Annotated in this window: 16 protein-coding genes and 2 pseudogenes; 8 read left to right on the top strand and 10 right to left on the bottom strand. The window is 70.8% G+C overall.

Going from position 1 to position 18,540, the window contains the following annotated elements:
• Nucleotides 1–82: 82 nt before the first annotated feature.
• The 3 genes and pseudogenes from QUE40_RS02245 to QUE40_RS02255 all read left to right on the top strand — a co-directional run bounded on the left by QUE40_RS02245 (nucleotide 83) and on the right by QUE40_RS02255 (nucleotide 2,524).
• Nucleotides 83–1,228, top strand: a complete 1,146-nt coding sequence (locus tag QUE40_RS02245; protein ID WP_289232189.1) for an alanine racemase — start codon at nucleotides 83–85, stop codon at nucleotides 1,226–1,228.
• An 88-nt stretch (nucleotides 1,229–1,316) separates the two neighbouring features.
• A pseudogene (locus QUE40_RS02250) lies at nucleotides 1,317–1,612 on the top strand (FAD-binding protein); the annotation flags it as partial.
• A 12-nt stretch (nucleotides 1,613–1,624) separates the two neighbouring features.
• The gene (locus QUE40_RS02255; protein ID WP_289232991.1) at nucleotides 1,625–2,524 is read left to right on the top strand and encodes a D-arabinono-1,4-lactone oxidase; all 900 of its coding nucleotides are present in this window, start codon (nucleotides 1,625–1,627) and stop codon (nucleotides 2,522–2,524) included.
• Nucleotides 2,525–2,832: 308 nt separating this feature from the next.
• Here the strand turns inward: QUE40_RS02255 and QUE40_RS02260 are convergent, their stop codons facing one another.
• The 7 genes from QUE40_RS02260 to QUE40_RS02290 all read right to left on the bottom strand — a co-directional run bounded on the left by QUE40_RS02260 (nucleotide 2,833) and on the right by QUE40_RS02290 (nucleotide 9,911).
• Nucleotides 2,833–4,959, bottom strand: a complete 2,127-nt coding sequence (locus QUE40_RS02260; RefSeq protein ID WP_289232190.1) for a DUF222 domain-containing protein — start codon at nucleotides 4,957–4,959, stop codon at nucleotides 2,833–2,835.
• Nucleotides 4,960–5,290: 331 nt separating this feature from the next.
• A complete protein-coding gene (locus tag QUE40_RS02265; RefSeq protein ID WP_289232191.1) occupies nucleotides 5,291–5,647 on the bottom strand; it encodes an MDR/zinc-dependent alcohol dehydrogenase-like family protein in 357 nt (118 codons plus the stop codon).
• A gap of 51 nt (nucleotides 5,648–5,698) precedes the next feature.
• Complete coding sequence (rarD, locus tag QUE40_RS02270) at nucleotides 5,699–6,628, bottom strand: EamA family transporter RarD (RefSeq protein ID WP_289232192.1); 930 nt, start codon at nucleotides 6,626–6,628, stop codon at nucleotides 5,699–5,701.
• Nucleotides 6,629–6,698: 70 nt separating this feature from the next.
• Nucleotides 6,699–7,325, bottom strand: a complete 627-nt coding sequence (locus tag QUE40_RS02275) for a hypothetical protein (RefSeq protein WP_289232193.1) — start codon at nucleotides 7,323–7,325, stop codon at nucleotides 6,699–6,701.
• Nucleotides 7,322–8,146 carry a hypothetical protein gene (locus QUE40_RS02280; RefSeq protein WP_289232194.1) on the bottom strand — a complete coding sequence of 275 codons (825 nt, stop codon included), beginning with the start codon at nucleotides 8,144–8,146 and terminating at the stop codon, nucleotides 7,322–7,324. The genes QUE40_RS02275 and QUE40_RS02280 overlap by 4 nt, the downstream gene beginning before the upstream one ends.
• 466 nt (nucleotides 8,147–8,612) lie before the next feature.
• Nucleotides 8,613–9,359 carry an ABC transporter ATP-binding protein gene (locus tag QUE40_RS02285; RefSeq protein WP_289232195.1) on the bottom strand — a complete coding sequence of 249 codons (747 nt, stop codon included), beginning with the start codon at nucleotides 9,357–9,359 and terminating at the stop codon, nucleotides 8,613–8,615.
• Between the two features lie 123 nt (nucleotides 9,360–9,482).
• A complete protein-coding gene (locus QUE40_RS02290; RefSeq protein ID WP_289232196.1) occupies nucleotides 9,483–9,911 on the bottom strand; it encodes a DUF3592 domain-containing protein in 429 nt (142 codons plus the stop codon).
• 304 nt (nucleotides 9,912–10,215) lie between these two features.
• Between QUE40_RS02290 and QUE40_RS02295 the strand changes: the two genes are divergently transcribed.
• From QUE40_RS02295 to QUE40_RS02305, 4 genes are all read left to right on the top strand, one after another.
• Nucleotides 10,216–10,521, top strand: coding sequence for a hypothetical protein (locus QUE40_RS02295; RefSeq protein WP_289232197.1), 306 nt, complete (start codon nucleotides 10,216–10,218; stop codon nucleotides 10,519–10,521).
• A gap of 502 nt (nucleotides 10,522–11,023) precedes the next feature.
• Nucleotides 11,024–11,551, top strand: a complete 528-nt coding sequence (locus QUE40_RS02300) for a hypothetical protein (RefSeq protein ID WP_289232198.1) — start codon at nucleotides 11,024–11,026, stop codon at nucleotides 11,549–11,551.
• A gap of 139 nt (nucleotides 11,552–11,690) precedes the next feature.
• Nucleotides 11,691–12,089: a flavoprotein gene (locus tag QUE40_RS18790; RefSeq protein ID WP_350227050.1), complete on the top strand. Its 399-nt coding sequence runs from the start codon at nucleotides 11,691–11,693 to the stop codon at nucleotides 12,087–12,089.
• 29 nt (nucleotides 12,090–12,118) lie between these two features.
• Complete coding sequence (locus QUE40_RS02305; protein WP_289232199.1) at nucleotides 12,119–12,427, top strand: hypothetical protein; 309 nt, start codon at nucleotides 12,119–12,121, stop codon at nucleotides 12,425–12,427.
• Between the two features lie 19 nt (nucleotides 12,428–12,446).
• Here the strand turns inward: QUE40_RS02305 and QUE40_RS02310 are convergent.
• Together QUE40_RS02310 and QUE40_RS02315 are read right to left on the bottom strand one after the other, a co-directional pair.
• Nucleotides 12,447–13,528: pseudogene (locus tag QUE40_RS02310) on the bottom strand (2-oxoacid:ferredoxin oxidoreductase subunit beta).
• On the bottom strand, nucleotides 13,525–15,444 hold the full coding sequence (locus QUE40_RS02315; RefSeq protein WP_289232200.1) for a 2-oxoacid:acceptor oxidoreductase subunit alpha: 1,920 nt from the start codon (nucleotides 15,442–15,444) through the stop codon (nucleotides 13,525–13,527). Before QUE40_RS02315 ends, QUE40_RS02310 begins: the two are co-directional and overlap by 4 nt.
• Before the next feature lie 259 nt (nucleotides 15,445–15,703).
• Between QUE40_RS02315 and QUE40_RS02320 the strand changes: the two genes are divergently transcribed.
• Entirely contained in the window at nucleotides 15,704–16,780 is a 1,077-nt protein-coding gene (locus tag QUE40_RS02320) for a glycerophosphodiester phosphodiesterase family protein (protein WP_289232201.1), read from the top strand.
• Nucleotides 16,781–17,207: 427 nt separating this feature from the next.
• On the opposite strand, the gene galK is transcribed toward QUE40_RS02320, so the two are convergent.
• Nucleotides 17,208–18,539, bottom strand: a complete 1,332-nt coding sequence (gene galK / locus QUE40_RS02325; RefSeq protein ID WP_289232202.1) for a galactokinase — start codon at nucleotides 18,537–18,539, stop codon at nucleotides 17,208–17,210.
• Between the last annotated feature and the right edge of the window lies 1 nt (nucleotide 18,540).

Genomic DNA, 18,540 nt, shown 5'->3' on the forward strand with positions numbered 1-18,540 from the left:
GGCGTACGGGTGGCGAGCCGACGGCCGGTGCGGGCGCACGAGCCTCCGGCGGGCCGACGTACGACCGCGTAGCCTGACGGACGTGTCGTCGCCGTGGTCGTCCGTGCTGGAGGGGATCGCCGCGCCGACGGCGGTCATCGACGCGGCGGCGCTGCGCGCCAACGCCGACGACCTGAGGCGCCGATCGCCGTTGCCGATTCGCTTGGCCTCCAAGTCGATTCGCGTGCGCGGGTTGCTCGAGCGGCTGCTGGGCGAAGACGGTTTCGCCGGGGTGCTGGCCTACTCCGCGGCCGAGGCGCGGTGGCTGGTCGGGCACGGCGTGCAGGACGTGCTGGTCGCCTACCCGACGGTCGATCGCGACACCGTGCGCGCGGTCAGCGCCGACCCGGTGGCGGCGGAGCAGGTGACGTTCATGGTCGATCTCGAGGAGCACGTGCGGCTGCTCGCGGAGTCCGCGACGGAGCACCCGGTGCGGGTGTGCATCGACGTCGACAGCTCGCTGCGGCTCGGCCCGGTCCACCTCGGTGCGCACCGCTCGGCCGTGCACTCGCCGGATGAGGTGTCTGCGCTCGCGGCCGAGGTCGTACGTCGGGCGAACCTGCGGCTCGTCGGTCTGATGTTCTACGACGCGCAGGTCGCGGGGGTGCCGGACACCGGTCGGCACGTGCGGCTGATGAAGGAGCGATCGTGGGCCGACCTGGTGCGGCGACGCCGGGCGGTGCGGGAGGCCGTCGAGCAGCACGCGCCGCTGGAGATCGTGAACGCGGGCGGGACGGGGAGCCTGCACCGGTTCGCCGACGACGGGGTGGTGACCGATCTCGCTGCGGGCTCGGGGCTGTTCGCGCCGGCGCTGTTCGACCGCTACGACGGCGCGCGGCTGCGACCGGCGGCGTTTTTCGTCTCGCCCGTGGTGCGCAAGCCGGCCGACGATGTCGTCGTGACGTTCGCCGGCGGATATCTCGCGAGCGGCCCGGCAGACCCTTCGCGCGAACCGGTCGTGGCATTCCCCGAGGGGCTGAAACCGTTGTCCCAGGAGGGTTTTGGCGAGGTACAGACTCCGCTGCGTGGGCCGGCGGCCCGGTCGATGCGGCTCGGTGACCCGGTGTGGTTCCGGCACGCGAAGGCCGGGGAGATGTGCGAGCGGTTCGACCAGGTGCTGCTCGTGGAGGCGAGCGGCGAGGTCGAGCCGCTGCGGACGTACCGCGGGGAGGGGAAGAACTTTGGCTGACCGCGTCTGGCGCAACTGGGCCGGCAACGTCGAGGCGGTGGGGTTCGACGCGCTGGCGCCGGCCAGCGCCGAGGAGGTCGTGCACGCGGTGACGCTCGCGGCGCGCACGGGGCGGCGGGTGAAGCCGATCGGCTCGGGCCACTCGTTCACCGCGATCGGGCAGCCGGTCGACCTGCAGCTGCAGCTGCACCGACTGACGGGCGTGGTCGCGCACGACCCCGAGACCGGGCGGGTGCGGGTGCGCGCGGGGTCGCGGCTGCGCGACCTGAACCGCGGCTGCACGCGCTGGGGCTGGCGTTCCCCAACCTCGGCGACTACGACGGGCAGACCGTCTCGGGCGCGATCGCGACCGGCACGCACGGGACGGGCGCCGGGCTCACCGGTCTCGCCGGGTTCGTGCGCGGCGTCGAGATGGTGCTCGCCGACGGGTCGGTGGCGCGGTTCGACGACGACCACCAGTCCGAGCTCGTGCCCGCGGTGACGGTCGGTCTCGGGGCGCTGGGCGTCGTCACCGAGCTCGAGCTGCAGTGCGTCCCGACGTTCCTGCTGCGCGCCGGGGAGGCGCCCGACCGGCTCGACGGAGTCTTGGAGCGACTCGACGAAACCATCGACGGCACAGACCATTTCGAGTTCTACTTCTTCCCGCACACCGACTGGGTGCAGACGAAGACGAACACCCGCGTCGAGGACCTCGGGGAGCGCGCCCCGCTGCCTCGCTGGCGCGCCGTGCTCGACGACCGGCTGATCGCGAACACCGCGTTCGAGGGGCTGAACCGGGTGGTCAGCCGCGCGCCCGGCGCGATCCCGCGCGTCAACCAGGTGAGCGCGCGGGCGTTGTCGCGGCGGACGTACACCGATCTGTCGTACGCCGTCCTCGCCACCGAGCGCACCGTCCGGTTCACCGAGTCGGAGTTCGCGGTGCGGCGTGGTGACGTGGCGGACCTGCTGCGCGAGCTGCGGGCGTACTTCCGGCGCGGGGAGCAGCAGGTGGCGTTCCCGATCGAGGTGCGCTTCAGCGGCGCGGACGACCGGTGGCTGTCGACGGGGTACCAGCGCGCGAACGCCTACGTCGCCGTCCACCAGTACCACCGGCGCTCGAATCAGCCCTATTTCCAAGACTTCTGGGCGATGCTGCCCGGCGATGCCCGCCCGCACTGGGGCAAGCTGCACGACCTCGGTCACGAGGAGCTGCGCGCGCTGTACCCGCGCTTCGACGACTTCGTCGCGCTGCGCGACCGCCTGGACCCCACCCGCGTGTTCGCGAATCCGTACCTCGACCGGGTGCTGGGGGTCTAGGGGGCGCGCGCGGGAGGCCAGCTGCATTTCGTACGTTCATGCACGATCTGAGAGGCCCCGCCCCGGGATCTCGTGGGCGGCCCGCTGTATTTCGTGCGTTGGTGCACGATCTGGAGGCTCCGGTCCGCGCCATGCTGGTCGAGTAGCCCGAACAAGCGGGTCGAGTAGTCCGAGGCGCTGGCCGAGGGCGCATCGAGACCGATCGGTCAGAAGCGGCCGCTGGGGACAGCATGAGCGGTCAGCGGCGCAGCCCGCCAGCGACTCGCGGGTCAGGCCGGTGTGCGACAGCCCGGGGAGGGCGGTCTGCCTCAACGGTCGAGCGACACGGGGTAGGCGAGGTCGTCGAGGAGTTCGAGGAGGCCGGGCCTGGTGGTGTGCGTACGACCGGTGGGGCTGGTCCATGTGCAGGTCCCGTCGGGGGTCATGACGACTCGCCACCCGGCTTCGTGCTTCGTGCAGTGGTGGTGCCGGCAGAGGTTCTGCAGGTTGGTCGCGGTCGTCCGCCCCCTCGGCCAGGGTTCGACGTGATCGAGGTCGGTGAACAGGGCGCGCCGGTCGCATCCGGGGTAGCGGCAACGCCGGTCGCGGCGTTTCACGGCGCGGCGCAGCCGCGCTCCGGGACGGTAGCCGTTGCTTCCTGCTGCGGGTGGTGCGACCGACCGTTCCTCGGGAGGGTCCTCGGCCAGGGCGTGCGGGTCGAAGCGTTCCACGGTGACGCGGGCAGCGCGTTCGCGCAGCAGCTGGATGACCTGTTCGGTCGGGACCGGACCGGCGCGATCGTGGACCACGACTGTGGCGGAGTTCTTCAGGATCGCGGCGGCCTGTTCGAGGGTGACGGTCGAGCGGGCTGACGTGGCGGCCGCCTCACGGGTGGCCGAAGCGCTGACTGCGCACGGGTCATCGTCAGGGTGCTGGCATGGGACGGCAGCGGAGCCGTCTCCTTCGGGCGGGGAGGCGTCCCACTCCGGCGGTGAACCTGCCGCCGGCGGTGAGCCGCGCTTCCCTGTCGGCGGTGAGTCTCCGGCCGGGGGCGGCGAGACTGCGGCGGACGGTGAGCCCTTCCTCTCCCGCGGGAAACCTGCGGCGGCCGCTGAGTCGTTCTCCTCGGGCGAGGGGCCTGTGGTCGGCGGCGAGCCCCCGGCCGGCGGCGGGGCGTCGCTCTGCGGCGGCGGTCCTCCGGGCGGGACGATCAGCTCGAGATGAGCGATGAGCTCCACGTTGGTCAGGGCCAGGTCGTGGAGCGCGTTGGCGCGGTGCTGTCCGAGCAGCAGCGCCTCACCGGCGCCGTCGCCCGACTTCGCTTCCTGCTGGGCGGCGCGGGCACGCTGGTCGACCGCGTCCATGACGGAGGCGGCCTGCCCGGTGGGCATGACCGCAGTGAGGGCGGACAGCCCGGGGGTGGTGTGCGGGTCGAGCCAGACCCCCGTGTGCTGGGCCTGGGTGCGGCGCAGGGTCGTGCGGGCGGCGCTGGCTTCGAACCGCTCGACCAGGGTGCGTGCCGAGCGGCGGGCCTGGGTGGTCGACCGGTGGTGGACCTCGCGGCCGAGCACGGCCTCCTCGACCAGCTCGCACGTGTCGGGGCGGGCGTCCTGGACCTCGCGCGCGATCGCTGCGGCGGTGTCGAGGTTGGCCTCGCCCCGCGCGACCTCGGCCAGCACGGCCGGGACCCGTTGGGTCAGCCAGACCGCCTCGTCGACCATCGAGTCCGCCGCGTGCGGGCCGAGCCGCAGGGAGGGCGCCAGCAGGTCACCGGCGAAACGGCCCCGGTGGCCCGCGGGGTGCTCGGTGACGTCTCCGGGACGCGGCGCGTCGCCAGCCAGGCAGTCCGTGGCCGACCAGCGCGCCGAGTCGGGAGCAGTGTCGAACCGGGCGCAGCGCTCGACTGCGTACGCCCGGACCGCGCCGGCCTGGTTCATCAGCTGGTGAGCCAGCACCGTGACGTCCTCGAAACGTGCCAACCGGGCCGCGGCCTCGTCAGCATCACGCCACGCCTGCGGCATCTCCGCAGCGGCCCCGGCGTGCACGGTGACGTCCTGCGAGGCGTCGTCGGTCGCGGCAGCAGCTGCGGGCGCAATGCCAGCGCCGCCGGGATCGCTGCCGGCAGCATCCACCTTCGCGCCGGGCTCGTCGCCCTTGCCCTGGGGGAGGTCGGCCGGGTCGAACCAGGTGTCGTCGCGCTCGATGGTGAACGGGTCGGCCTGGTTCATCCGCCGCGCGACGTCGGCGGCGAGCAGCTTCATGCCTTCCAGCTGGAGAGTCACGGGGTCGGTTCCGGCGACCTCGACGCCGCTCAGCATGGTCTCGAGCGCGCCGAGCAGGCCGTCTTCGCACATCAGGTGCTCGAACACCTCACGCGCCCGCGCGGCCTCGTCGGCCGGCGGTTGCTGGTCGCTCCACATCCCCTCGCCGGGGATCGGATCGGTGTTCGAACTCATGTACGCATACTACGAGCGACCACTGACAACCACCCTGAGCCTGGTGACCCAGGGGAGTCGGAGGTCGAGCCGGACCCGAAGAATCTGTAGGTCTGGCGGGCGTGCCGGCGTGGTCTCGATACGCCGCTCGGCTAGCGCCTCGCGGCTACTCGACCAGCTTGGGGAGGGCTGGCGTGGTCTCGATACGCCGCTCGGCTAGCGCCTCGCGGCTACTCGACCAGCTTGGGGAGGGCTGGCGTGGTCTCGATACGCCGCTCGGCTAGCGCCTCGCGGCTACTCGACCAGCTTGGGAGAGGTCGCTTCGCGGCTACTCGACCACCTTGGGGAGCGACTACTCGACCACCTTGGGAGAGGTCGGCTCGGGTGAGGTCGGCTCGGTGAAGGCTACGGGTTTGCCGGCGGCGCGGGCGTACGCGATCTCCCGTGCGGTGGTCTCGCCGACGTACCCGCCGGGGTTGACGATCAGCACCCGGTCGGCCAGGTCGATCTTGCGCAGGTGGAGGGCGCCCAGTGCCGCCTTCTGCTCCTCGGTGAGCGGCTCGCCGGTCGCGGCACCCTGGCCGTACGGAAGCGCGCTCGGCCCGACGACGATGACACCGGCGAGGGTCAGGTCGCGGGTAGCGGCGAGGATCTGGTCCGCGAACCGGACGGAGCCGCAGAGGCAGACGATCTCAGGTCGGTCGGGCACGGGGTGGTCCTTCGTGACGAGGTGGGGGAGCGTCCAGCATCCCCGAGCGTGTCAGACCGGCGCCGCGGCAAGCCGTGCCGCGCGACGCGTACGCCGTGCCGCGCGCAGGGAATCCACGCTGAGCACGACGAGCGCGACCCAGACGATCCCGAAGCCCACCCAGCGGGCGGCCGACATCTGCTCGCCCAGCAGCAGCACGCCCGCGAGCAGCTGCAGGATCGGCGTGATGAACTGCAGCAGCCCGATGGTCACCAGGGGCACCCGGCGGGCGGCCGCCGCGAACAGCAGCAACGGGATCGCCGTCGCCACGCCGGACAGCACCAGCAGCGCCGTGTGCCACGCGCCGTGCCCGGTGAACGTCGTCTCGCCGCGCACGGTCAGCACGACCAGGATCGCCGCAGCTACCGGGCTCAGCACCAGCGTCTCGGCCGACAGGCTCTGCAGCGCGGTCATCGACCCGCCGACGCGCTTCTTGATCAGGCCGTACGTCGCGAACGACGCGGCCAGCGCGAGCGAGATCCACGGGGGCCGGCCGTACGCGATCGCCAGGTAGGCGCACGCGACCGCACCGATGCCGACCGCGACCCACTGCAGTCGCCGCAGCCCCTCGTGCAGCACGACGACCCCCAGCGCGACGGTGACGAGCGGGTTGAGGAAATAGCCGAGCGCCGCCTCGGTCGTGCGTCCGGAGATGACCGCGAGGACGTACAGGACCCAGTTGGTGGCGATGAAAAAGCTTGCGGCACAAAGGAGTCCGAGCCTGCGCGGATCGCGCAGCAGGCGCGCGAGCGACCGCAGCCGCCGGGTGACCGCGAGCACCAGCACGCACAGCAGCGCCGTCCACAGGATGCGGTGGGTGAGGATCTCCCACGCGCCGGCCGGGATGAGCGCGTGGAAATAGAGCGGGAACGTGCCCCAGAGCAGGTACGCGAGGAAGCCGTAGACCGCGCCCTTGCGCGCCTCGACCTCCTGCTCGCTCACCCGCCAACGATAGGGCTCCGATGCGACGGGGTGAGCGCGCGTCCGCCCGTCAGACGAGGGCGTACGTCGGTCAATCGTGCCGTGTCCGCCGCGCCGTCCAGCGGGAGCGGCCGAGGGTGATCGTCCAGGCGGCGACCGCGACCAGCGCCAGCGCCAGCGCCGGCCACGGGTGCGGCTGCAGGTTCGTCCGCGCGCCGCTGATCGGCAGGTGTGCCGCCACCCCGGGGAGCGCCTGCTGCACGCCGATCGTGATGCCGTACGCCAGCAGCACCACCGCGGGTCCGGCCAGTCGGCCGACCGCGCACGTGGCGAGGAGCGCCAAAGCCGCGAACAGCACGACGTTCCAGGCGATGTCGAGCCAACGCGCGTCGTCGGGCAGGCGGACGTGCGCGATCCACGGGATCGACGCGGGGGCCGCCACGGCTGCTGCGGCGACCACCGCGGCGCGGGCGCGCAGGCGCACGTGCCCGGTGTGCTCCCAGCTCGCGAGCTGCGACACGAGCAGCGCGGGGAGCGTCGCGGCGAGGAGCACCGGCACCAGTTCCCACACCGGTGTGAAGCGGGGTATCTCGGTCGCGACGAGTCGGATCTCGACCACGGTGACGCCGCTGGTGAGCACGAGCAGGAGCGCGCCGACCCACAGGGCGACGGCCAGCAGGCTGCCACGTGCGGCCAGGTAGAGCCGCCACCCCGTCATCGGATCGCGCTGCTGGGCAGGTTGCACTGCCGCAGCTGCGCACCGTTGTCGCGCAGCAGGCCGAGCACGGTCGCGTCGGGCAGCCGTCGCAGCCGCGCTGCTGCCTCGCTGCTCGGGGCACCCTCGAGCTGCGGCGCCGTGTAGCCGGCGGCGGTGGCGATCCACCGAGCGAACGCGACCGAGGTCGCGAGCTGGTCCTGCGCCGGACCGGCGGCGTCGCCGTACGCATCGCCCCGTCTCCCGCAGGCCGGCACCCCGGCGAGCCGGCCGGCTAGGTCGCCCGCGGCCCAGTCGACCCAGTCGGGCTGGTCGGTCTGGAGAGAGAGTGCCGTCGTGGCCGGGTCGGGCTGCACACCGAGGGCATCGTCGACGACCGCGGGTCCCAGCGCGCCAGGTGGGGCCGACGCGGCCGTGAGCACCCGGTCCACGGCGCCGGCCAGGTCGTCCAGCAGGTCGGCCTTGGCGGCGTGCACGCACACCGGCGTCCCCTGCACGCTCGTGCAGCGCGCCGGCGGTGACGGCTCGCGCTGCACCGCTGCCGGCGCCGACTCTCGGGCCACCACCCCGATGGCGAGCGGGACGAGCAGCAGCCCCACCCCGGTGTACGTCGTCGCGCGCCGCACGACGGAACGCTCGCGCACCGCTCGGCCGGCAGCGGCGACGAGCACGGCGACGACGTTGGCGAGCAGCAGCAGCCGGAACACCGCGACCGTGGCGTTCTCGACCTGCCCGGCCGCGGGCGTCGCGAGCCGCACCGGCGCCAGGACCGGGCCCCACACGTCGACGGCCAGGATTCCGAGCAGGGTCGACGCGGCCGCCACGGTGATCGATGCGACCCGGGGAGGACGCACCCCACGAGATAACCGAACGCGGTGGCGGCAAGGAGCACGGCGAGCGCACCCGCCATCACCAGCAGGTCGGGGCCGCCTGCGCGGGCGTTGACGGCCGTCCAGACCAGCAGCGGCGCGTTGCCCGCAAGCCACCCCAGCGAGGCGGCCCCGCTGAGCAGACCCAGCTGGGCGACCACGACCTCCCGGCCCGACCGGCTCGCCGAGGGCGGGCAGAGGATGCTGCGGGTCGACAAGTAGCGCCCCGACGTCCAGGCGGCGACGGCCGCAGCGAGTGGCAGCGCGAACACCAGCGACTCGCGGGTCGTGGCCGATGCGGCCACCCAGTCGGCGTAGGCCCAACCGGTCAGCGACCACGAGCGCAGCAGGACCGAGGCGGCTGTCCCGAGCGCCATCAGCCCGAGGGTGAGCACGGGAACTACTCGAAACCCGTGGTGTTTCAAGGCTTTTCGTCTCCGTGCAGGGCGACGAGATAGCCGGCCTCGTGGGCGCTCTCCGTGCCCGGCCCACGAGCCGAGCCGAGACGCGCGAGGTCGTCGGGGGAGCCGACGAAGCGCACCGTCCCCTCGGCGAGGATCACCACCTGGTCGGCGGCCTGCACGGCATCGTCGAGCAGGTGCGTCGAGAGCAGCACCGTCGCGTCCGTCGCCGACCGGACGGACCGCCGGAAGTGCACCCGCTGCTCAGGGTCCAGGCCCGCGGTCGGCTCGTCGAGCAGCAGCACGCTCGGGCCGTGCGCGGTGGCTGCGGCGAGGCCGAGCCGCTGCCGCTGGCCACCGGACAGGGTGCGCACCCGCTCACGCCCCCGGCCCGCCAGGTCGACCCGGTCGAGTGCGGCGGAGGCGTGGCCGAACACCTCGCGCTCGGCGACGCCGTTGGCCCAGGCGGCGAAGGCCACGGTGTCGAGCAGGCTCATCCCGCCGGCCAGGTCGAACCGCTGGGGCAACCAGCCGAGCACATCGCGTGCCGCCGCCCGCCCCTCCCGCGTCCCCACGTCCTGCCCGTCGACGAACGCGACTCCGGCGCCGACGGGTTGGGCGGTCGCCAGCACCGACAGCAGCGTGGTCTTGCCTGCGCCGTTGGGCCCGAGGAGGGCAGTGACTCCGGGGGCAGCCGCCAGGCTGACGTCGGAGAGCGCGTTGCGGCGGCGATACGCCACTGTGAGCCCGCGCACTTCGACACCCATGATCCCCCTGCGTGTGATGCGCCAAGGCTAGTCACTCGCCATGTCTGACGGTGACCTCGAGGCGCCACTGGACCCGGTCAGCCCATCGACGATCTCTACCTCGACCCGGCTGGGGCCGCAGCGCTACTGCCAGTTCGCCACGGCAAGCAACAGCATCGTCGACGACGCGGCCATGACAACCAGCAGTGTCACTGCCCGCCAGAGGCGGGAGTCCTCGGTGTCGAGGATCGAGCGATCGTGCTGACGAGGGTCGACATGCACGCGGATCTGATCCCCTTCGACCGGCGGCATGTCTCGGTGGTACGGAGCTCGTCCCCGGTAGTACTCGGTGAACGCGCGATAGCGGTAGGTCACGATCGTCCGATCCTGCTGCGGCAGCGTCCCCTCGTAGGAGCCCTCACGGAACTCGACCCCGATGATCGTGGCCGGGACCGGCTCCCAGCGACGACGTCGCCACCACGAGAACAGCATGCGAAGCAGTCGGTACGTCGACCACACCAGCCAAGGCGCGGCCAGGAGCAGGCCGAGCAGCGGGCCAGCACTATCGGGCATCACGTGTCTCCTCGTGCGACTCACCATTGATCGCTCCTCCAGGAGTCTGCCCTGCTCCCCGGAGGCCACCCCTCGCCGGGTGATCCCCCTGGGAGTGCTGCCGACCCATGGGGAGACAGAACGTAGCCTGAACATGCGGCCGGGCGCAGTGCCCTGGTGTCCGGAGCGCCAGGACATGCCGCAACAGACGGGCAAGTTAAAGAAATCGTCAAGTTTGACCGACACCCTTGCGACCCCGTCATGGGGGGTACAAATATTGCAGGTTGCGGTCGTGGGGATCGCAGCCAGGCGATAAGGGGGCAAGATGAGCAACATCAATGGGGTGCGCGCGGCAGCAGTGGGGGCGCTTAGCGCCGGACTGATCAGCGCTGGCGTGACGTTCGGAGGGGCAGCCAACGCAGCAATTCCGATCGGGGAACCCCAGAGCTGTCCGCAGGTCAACATGGACGACTGGGCCGTCGCTGCGCGAGGTTATGCTTCGACCTCTAGGCGAGCCTACGAGCAGGCAGACAAGGTGGCCAGAGGTATCAACGGGGCCACCTTCAAGACGGTCACCAAGCTTGGTGCGGCCAACTTCAAGTGGCAGGTCATGCTCAGGGGAGGATGCTGAATCCATCCTCAGAGGAGGATGCTGAATCCATCGCGCTCGCGCGGTCCTGGGGGAAGTAGTCAGTGATGCGACAGTTATCCCCAGGGCCGCGCGCGGTGGGAAGACGTGCTTTCCTGCTGCTTGGGATCGCCAGCGCTTCAGCATGCGCGGCGAACGGAACTGGGGGCGAAGACGCGTCACTTACTTCCACTGGCACACCACGCTCTAGTACCGCCGATTCAAGGCTCGCCGCCGCCAACGAGTCGCTACGTGCTTGCGGGCTGTCTGCGGAGAGCATTCTTAGTCCGAACACAACCGTGGTCATTGGGGCGCGGTGTTTGGTCATCGGTGAGGGGAGTCCACGGCTCTTGCCAGGTACCTCGAGCAAGCTGAAGAGGCGTTACAGTTCGCGGTACGCGATCTGAAACTCCGAATGCCGTCGACGAGGGTGCCAATTATCGCGAGTCGCAGCACCCAAGTTCGAAGTGCGATCCTTGGACAGCTGGCGGTGAGCCCACCTGATATGACCCGCAGCTACTTGACGGGCTGGATCGACGAGAACCCACCCTTCGTCATGATAACGCCGGGGATCGAGGACGGCGTCCTGGGTGGCGACAATAAGCCCATTCCGGCCGAGGTCGTCCTTCGACAATTGCTGGGTCACGAGATGACGCATGTGCTCACTTTCGAGGATAGAAGACCGGCCGCTGGCGTCAGTTCGTGGCTAACCGAAGGATATGCTGAGCTGGTCGGCTACGACCATTCAAGGGCAGGTGCAACCGCGACAGAACTGCGAGGATCTCCCCAAGTGTCTGACTGGGGCTGGCCCGGAACCAGATGGGCGGCCGGATGGGAGTACGAGGCGTCGTGGACGATCTGCTCGTTCATTGAAGAATCATGGTCGCGTGCGGTCCTGCGCAGGTTCTACAAAAGCGCCTTCTATCTGGACCCCTCCAGTCCACAGTTCGATCAGGCGTGCCAGCAGTCCATGGGCGTTGGTCTCGCCGAGGTGCGGCGCCGTTGGCTGGTCTGGATCGGTGCGCGGTCGTGAAGGTGCTATGGGCTATGTGTGGTTCCAGCGGAATCGCGCTGGCGCCGCTTTATGCCATGGAGTTTCGACGTGCATTCGGGGATGTCAACCTGCGCGTGATAATGTCTGGTGCGGCGCAGGCTATGTTTCCCCCTCGGCCATGGCGACATTCGCGGGCATCGAAGACGGGCCAGTCGGTCATATAGAGCTTGCGGCGTGGTGCGATGTATTCGTTGTTCTGCCTTGCACTGCTAATTTCTTGGGTAAGGCGGCGAGTGGAATCTGTGATACAGACCCGACGCTAGTCCTTGCTGCGCAACCGAAGAGGTCGATTCTGTTCCCGAACATGAACGAGCGAATGTGGCGAAGCTCAATCGTTCAGGATAACGTCTCTGGACTGCTGCAGGCCGGGGTCGACATCGTAGAGCCAGAGCACACGGAAATGTTCGAGACAACTACGGGGCAAGTGGCGATGGGTCGGGTTATGCCAGACCCAGGCAGTTGTGCCGACTACATCCGGCGGGTGGCAGCAACGGGATGTAGGAGCACGACCGCGTAGGTTGGCCCCAGGTACTGGGGGAGGCGTCAGTGACCATCACGATGGCATCAGACAAATGCAGGTCGCGCGGTTGGCGGCTGGCGGGCAAGACCGCGCTGGGGGTGGCGATGGTCTACGTCGCGGCCACCCTCGGATCGATGCTGGGCGGGGTGAGCGGCGTGGCGGGGGCCATCGCGGCCGGCGTGCTGTCCATCGCCTGCGCCGTGACGCTCGCCCTCACCACGTTCCGGTTCGAACCACCCTGGATCAGGGTCGGACTTGTCGTCCTCGCGATCATCCTGACCTATACCACCGCGGGGGTGCTCCTCGCCGACTCGACCCTGACCCTCAACCCGTAGCGTGACCTGATCGGTCAGCTCAGCGCACGCTCCACGTGTCGCTACCGGCGAGAAGTCGCGCCAGGTCGGCGTCGGTGGCCGGACCGCCGGCCTCGCTGACCGCGGAGTCGATCTGGGCGCGCACGCCGTCGTCGTACGTCGGTCGCTGGACCGAGCGGAACACGCCCATCGGGACCTGGGCGAACGAGGGGTCGTCGAGCCTGCTGAGCGCGAACGCCTGGGCGGGGTCGTCGGCGTCGACCTTGTGGCGTACGACCTTGGCCGGGTCGGCCTCGGACTCCGGCACCACCTGTAGCTGGCCGTCGTCGTCGCGCACGACCACGCGGGCGTGCTCGTCGGCTCCGGCGCGCACGGGCTCGCCGTCGACCAGGTGCATGATCCGCGCCGACGCCTCGTCGCGGTCCTTGAGGATCTCGAACGCGCCGTCGTTGAAGATCGGGCAGTTCTGGTAGATCTCGACCAGCGACGTGCCGCGGTGTTCGGCCGCCTGGCGCAGCACCTCGGTGAGGTGCTTGCGGTCCGAATCCATCGTGCGCGCAACGAAGGTCGCCTCCGCGCCGAGCGCCAGCGACACCGGGTTGAACGGCCGGTCGACCGACCCCTTCGGCGTCGACTTCGTGACCGCGCCGACGTCGGAGGTGGGGAGTACTGCCCCTTGGTGAGGCCGTAGATCTTGTTGTTGAACAGCAGGATCGTCAGGTTCACGTTGCGGCGCATCGCGTGGATCAGGTGGTTGCCGCCGATCGACAGCCCGTCGCCGTCGCCGGTCACGACCCACACCGACAGGTCGGGCCGCGACGTCGCGATGCCGGTCGCGATCGCCGGCGCGCGCCCGTGGATGGAGTGCATGCCGTAGGTGTCGAGGTAGTACGGGAACCGCGACGAGCACCCGATGCCCGACACGAACACGATGTTCTCGCGCTTGAGCCCGAGGTCGGGCAGGAACCCCTGCACGGCCGCGAGGATCGCGTAGTCACCGCACCCGGGGCACCAGCGGACCTCCTGGTCGGAGGTGAAGTCCTTGCGGTTGAGCGTCTCGCCCTCGGCGAGCGCAGGGACACCGGCGGTGCCCACCTGGGGCATTCCGAGGTCGATGCTCATGAGGTCTCCTGGGTCTCGATACGCGGCTCGTCCCTCGCCGCTACTCGACCGGCGTCCTCGACGTGGTCGGCGATGACACCGGCGAGTTCCGTTGTGCTGAAAGGCAGTCCACGCACAGAGGTGTGGCTCTGCACGTCGACGAGGTACTTCCCGCGCAGCAGCAGCGCGAGCTGGCCGAGGTTCATCTCGGGCACCACGACCCGGTCGTACGCCTTCAGCACGTTCTCGAGGTCCGCCGGGAACGGGTTGAGGTGGCGCAGGTGCGCCTGGGCGACGGCGGCGCCGGTCGCCCGCACCTGGCGTACGGCTGCGGTGATGGGCCCGTAGGTCGAGCCCCACCCCAGCACCAGCACGCGCGCGTCGCCGGTGGGGTCGTCGACCTCGGTCGGCGGCAGCGAGTCGGCGATCTTGTCGATCTTGCTCTGCCGCAGCCGGACCATGTGGTCGTGGTTGGTGGGGTCGTAGCTGATGTTGCCGGTGACGTCGGCCTTCTCGATGCCGCCGATGCGGTGCTCGAGGCCGGGCGTGCCGGGCACCGCCCACGGCCGCGCGAGCGTCTCGGGGTCGCGGGCGTAAGGGTGGAACGTCGGATCGCCTTTGTCGTCAAGGGCGTTCGGCTCCGTGGCCAGGTCGACGTGCAGGTCGGGCAGCGACTCGATCGCCGGCACCTGCCACGGCTCGGACCCGTTGGCGAGGTAGCCGTCGGACAGCACGATGACCGGCGTGCGATAGGTCGTCGCGATGCGCACGGCCTCGAGCGCGATGTCGAAGCAGTCGGTCGGGGTGCTCGGTGCGACGACCGCGACCGGCGACTCGCCGTTGCGGCCGAACATCGCCTGCAGCAGGTCGGCCTGCTCGGTCTTGGTCGGCAGCCCGGTCGAGGGGCCGCCGCGCTGCACGTCGACGACGACGAGCGGCAGCTCCAGCGACACCCCGAGCCCGATGGTCTCGGCCTTCAGCGCGAGCCCCGGCCCGGAGGTGGTGGTCAGCCCCAGCGCGCCCGCGAACGCCGCGCCCAGGGCGGCGCCCACTCCGGCGATCTCGTCCTCGGCCTGGATCGTGGTGACCCCGAAGCGCTTCAGCCCGGACAGCGTGTGCAGCAGGTCGGAGGCGGGGGTGATGGGGTACGAACCCAGCACCAGGGGCAGGTGCGCGCGGTGCGCGGCGGCGACGACGCCGTACGCCAGGGCCTGGTTCCCGGTGATGTTGCGGTAGGTGCCGCTGGTCATCGGTGCCGGGTCGATCTGGTAGGTCACCGCGAACGCCTCCGTCGTCTCGCCGTAGGCGTGACCGGCGTGCAGCGCCGCGAGGTTGGCCTCGAGCACCTCGGGCTTCGTGGCGAACTTGGCCTTGAGGAACGCCTCGGTGCCGTCGGTGGGGCGGTTGTACATCCAGGACAGCAGGCCGAGCGCGAACATGTTCTTCGCGCGCTCCTTGTCCTTGCGGGTGAGCTCGGTGAACTCCGCCAGCGCGTCGACCGTGATCGAGGTGAGCGGCACCGCCTGCACCTGCCACGACTCCAGCGAGTCGTCCTCGAGCGGGTTGGTCTGATAGCCGACCTTGGCGAGGTTGCGCTTGGTGAACTCGTCGCTGTTGGCGATGATCGTCGCCCCGCGCGGCAGGTCACCGAGGTTGGCGCGCAGCGCGGCGGGGTTCATCGCCACGAGCACGTCGGGGGCGTCACCGGGGGTGAGCACGTCGTGGTCGGCGAAGTGCAGCTGGAAGGAGCTGACACCCGGCAGCGTGCCCTGCGGCGCGCGGATCTCGGCGGGGAAGTTGGGGAGGGTCGACAGGTCGTTGCCCAGGATCGCGGTCTCCGCGGTGAACCGGTCACCGGTCAGCTGCATGCCGTCGCCGGAGTCCCCGGCGAATCGGATGACGACACGATCGACTCGCTGGACGTGCTTAGCGCTCACGGCGGTCCTGATAGATCGGCAATAGGTCCTGGTGTCGATCGTACGCCTGTACTTAGGTGGACCTATTCACGACCGCCATGTGGAAGGCCCCCACCCCTCAAGGTGGTCGAGTTGCCGGACAACGCTGGTCGAGTAGCCGGACCACGCTGGTCGAGTAGCGCGAGGAACGAGCGCGTATCGAGACCACGACCACGCATCGACCCCCGATCGCCATGTGCTCGTCGCCCCGTCGTCGCCCGGGCTGCGCGACCCTGACCGCATGAAGCGCATCGCCTCGGCCGGGCTGCTGCTCGGCGCCCTGCTCGCCCAGCCCGTGCTCGCCGGTCCGGCAGTCGCAGCCCGCCCGCCGGGCCCGCCGCCGCGCGTCGCGTTCGACCTGCAGGCCCACCGCGGCGGCATCGGCGAGCGCACCGAGAGCTCCATCTCCTCCTTCGACAACGCGCTGCACACGGGGGTGTCGACGCTGGAGCTGGACACCCAGATCACCAAGGACGCCAAGGTCGTCGTCACCCACGACCGGCAGACCAACCCCGACGTCTGCCGCGACACCGCACCGGCGACGCCGGGCGACCCGCAGTTCCCCTACGTCGGCAAGTACGTCAAGGACCTCACCCTCGCCCAGCTGAAGACCCTCGACTGCGGCTTCCAGCAGCGCCCGGGCTACCCCGAGCAGGTCAACACCCCCGGCTCGCGGATGATCGAGCTGTCCGACGTGTTCGACCTCGTGAAGAGCCACCGCGCCAACAAGGTCAGGCTCAACGTCGAGACCAAGGTCGAGGCCGGAGCACCCGAGCAGACCGCCCCGCGCGAGCAGTTCGTACGCCTGGTGCAGCGCGAGATCGCCCGCTCGGGTCTGTCGCGCCAGGTCACGGTGCAGAGCTTCGACTGGGGCGCGCTGCGGGTCATGAACCGTCTCGACCCGTCGCTGCCGCTGGTCGCGCTGACGAACAGGGACTTCCTGCAGGTCGGGCAGCCGGGCGCCTCGCCGTGGCTCGGCGGCCTCGACGCCGACGACTTCGGCGGCGACTTCGTCGCGGCGGTCGACGCCATCCCGGGCGTGACCACGCTGTCGCCGGTCGACGGGTTCCCGCAGGGCTGCTCGGTGTCCGACCCGGCCTGCGAGCCGTACGTCACTCGCGACATGGTCCAGCGCGCGCACGACCGCCGGCTCAAGGTCGTGCCGTGGACGGTCGACGACCCGGCGACCTTCCGCTACCTGCTGGGCACCGGCGTCGACGGCATCATCACGAACTACCCGACGCGGGCGCGCGCCATCCTCGCGGAGGAGGGCTACAAGCTCCCCAAGCCGTTCAAGCAGCCCAAGCAGGTCGAGTAGAACGCAAGGGGGTCGAGTAGATCCCCAGGGCGGTCGAGTGGAACCCCATGCGGTCGAGTAGCGGCGAGGGACGAGCCGCGTATCGAGACCCACCCGGCGTCGAGCAGCCCTAAGGCGGTCGAGTGGCGGCGAGGGACGAGCCGCGTATCGAGACCCACCCGGCATCGAGCAGCCCTAAGGCGGTCGAGTGGCGGCGAGGGACGAGCCGCGTATCGAGACCCACCCGGCGTCGAGAGGCCCTAAGGCGGTCGAGTGGCGGCGAGGGACGAGCCGCGTATCGAGACCCACCCGGCATCGAGACCACGCGCATCGAGACCACGCGCACATCGACCACGGCGCCGCACGACGGACCGGCACAACCATCCCGAACGGGCCGATTCGGACCCGTCGGACCCGTTGTGCCGGTCCGTTGTCGGGTGGCGCGGGTCTACCGGAGCCGGCGGGCGCCGTCACCCGGCTCGGCGACGAACGCGACCGGGGTCGGGTGGCCGGCGCGCGCCGCGGCGTCGGTGACCGCGGCCGTGACGCGATCGACCGCGGCGGCGTCGACCAGAGCGATCACGCACCCGCCGAAACCACCCCCGGTCATCCGCGCGCCGTACGCCCCCGCCGCCACCGCGGCCCGCTGGATCGTGTCGACGGTCGGGACGGTGATCTCGAAGTCGTCGCGCATCGACGCGTGCGAGGCGTCCAGCAGCGGCCCCAGCTCGCGCGGGTCGGCCCCGGAGGTCAGCAGCGCCGCGGCCTGCTCCACGCGGTCGCTGTCGGTGACGACGTGACGTGCGCGCCGGCGCAGCAGGTCGGGCAGCCCGGCCAGGCGCTGCTCCAGACCGTCGACCGGCACGTCGCGCAGCTCCTCGACCCCCAGCGCCGCGGCGGCCCGCCGGCACGACTCGCGGCGCTCGGCGTACGCCCCGTCCACCAGCGCGTGCGGCGTGCGGCTGTCGATCACGAGCAGCGCGAGCCCGGCGGACGCCGGGTCGAACGGCAGCCAGGTGATCTCGACCGAGCGGGTGTCGATCTCGAGCGCGTGACCCTTCCGGCCGCAGACCGACGCGAGCTGGTCCATGACGCCCGTCGGGGCGCCCGCCACGTGGTTCTCGGCGTCGCGCCCGAGCGCGGCGATCTCGACGTCGGGCAGGTCCCACCCGGCCAGGTCGGCCCACGCCCGAGCGGTCACACAGCTGAGCGCCGCAGACGACGAAAGTCCAGCTCCCGCAGGCACGTTCGACGACACGGTCAGGTCGATCCCCGGCACCGGCAGCCCCCGCTGCACAGCCGCCCAGCCGACCCCGGCGACGTACGCCGCCCAGTCCAGACCGGCGTCCGGGCCGACGTCGCCCAGCCGCACCTGCACCGTGCTCCCGAGGTCGGTCGAGTGCACGCGCACCAGGTCGTCGTCCCGACGGCGTACGCACGCCACGGCACCGCGCTCCAGCGCCAGCGGGAGCACGAACCCGCCGTTGTAGTCGGTGTGCTCGCCGACGAGGTTGAGCCGCCCGGGAGCGAACCACGCCCCGTCGGGGGTGGCGTCCAGCACGTCGCGGAAGGCGCGGTCGGCGTCGTCGAGGAGGGTCTCGATACGCGGCTCGGCTAGCGCCTCGCCGCTACTCGACCGGCTTGAGCTGGGGGTGGTCTCGATACGCGGCTCGGCTAGCGCCTCGCCGCTACTCGACCGGCTTGGGCTGGGGGTGGTCTCGATACGCGGCTCGGCTAGCGCCTCGCCGCTACTCGACCTGCTTGGGTTCTCGCCGCTCATG

Origin of the sequence: Barrientosiimonas endolithica, from assembly GCF_030296655.1 — a bacterium.
GTDB lineage: Bacteria > Actinomycetota > Actinomycetes > Actinomycetales > Dermatophilaceae > Barrientosiimonas > Barrientosiimonas humi.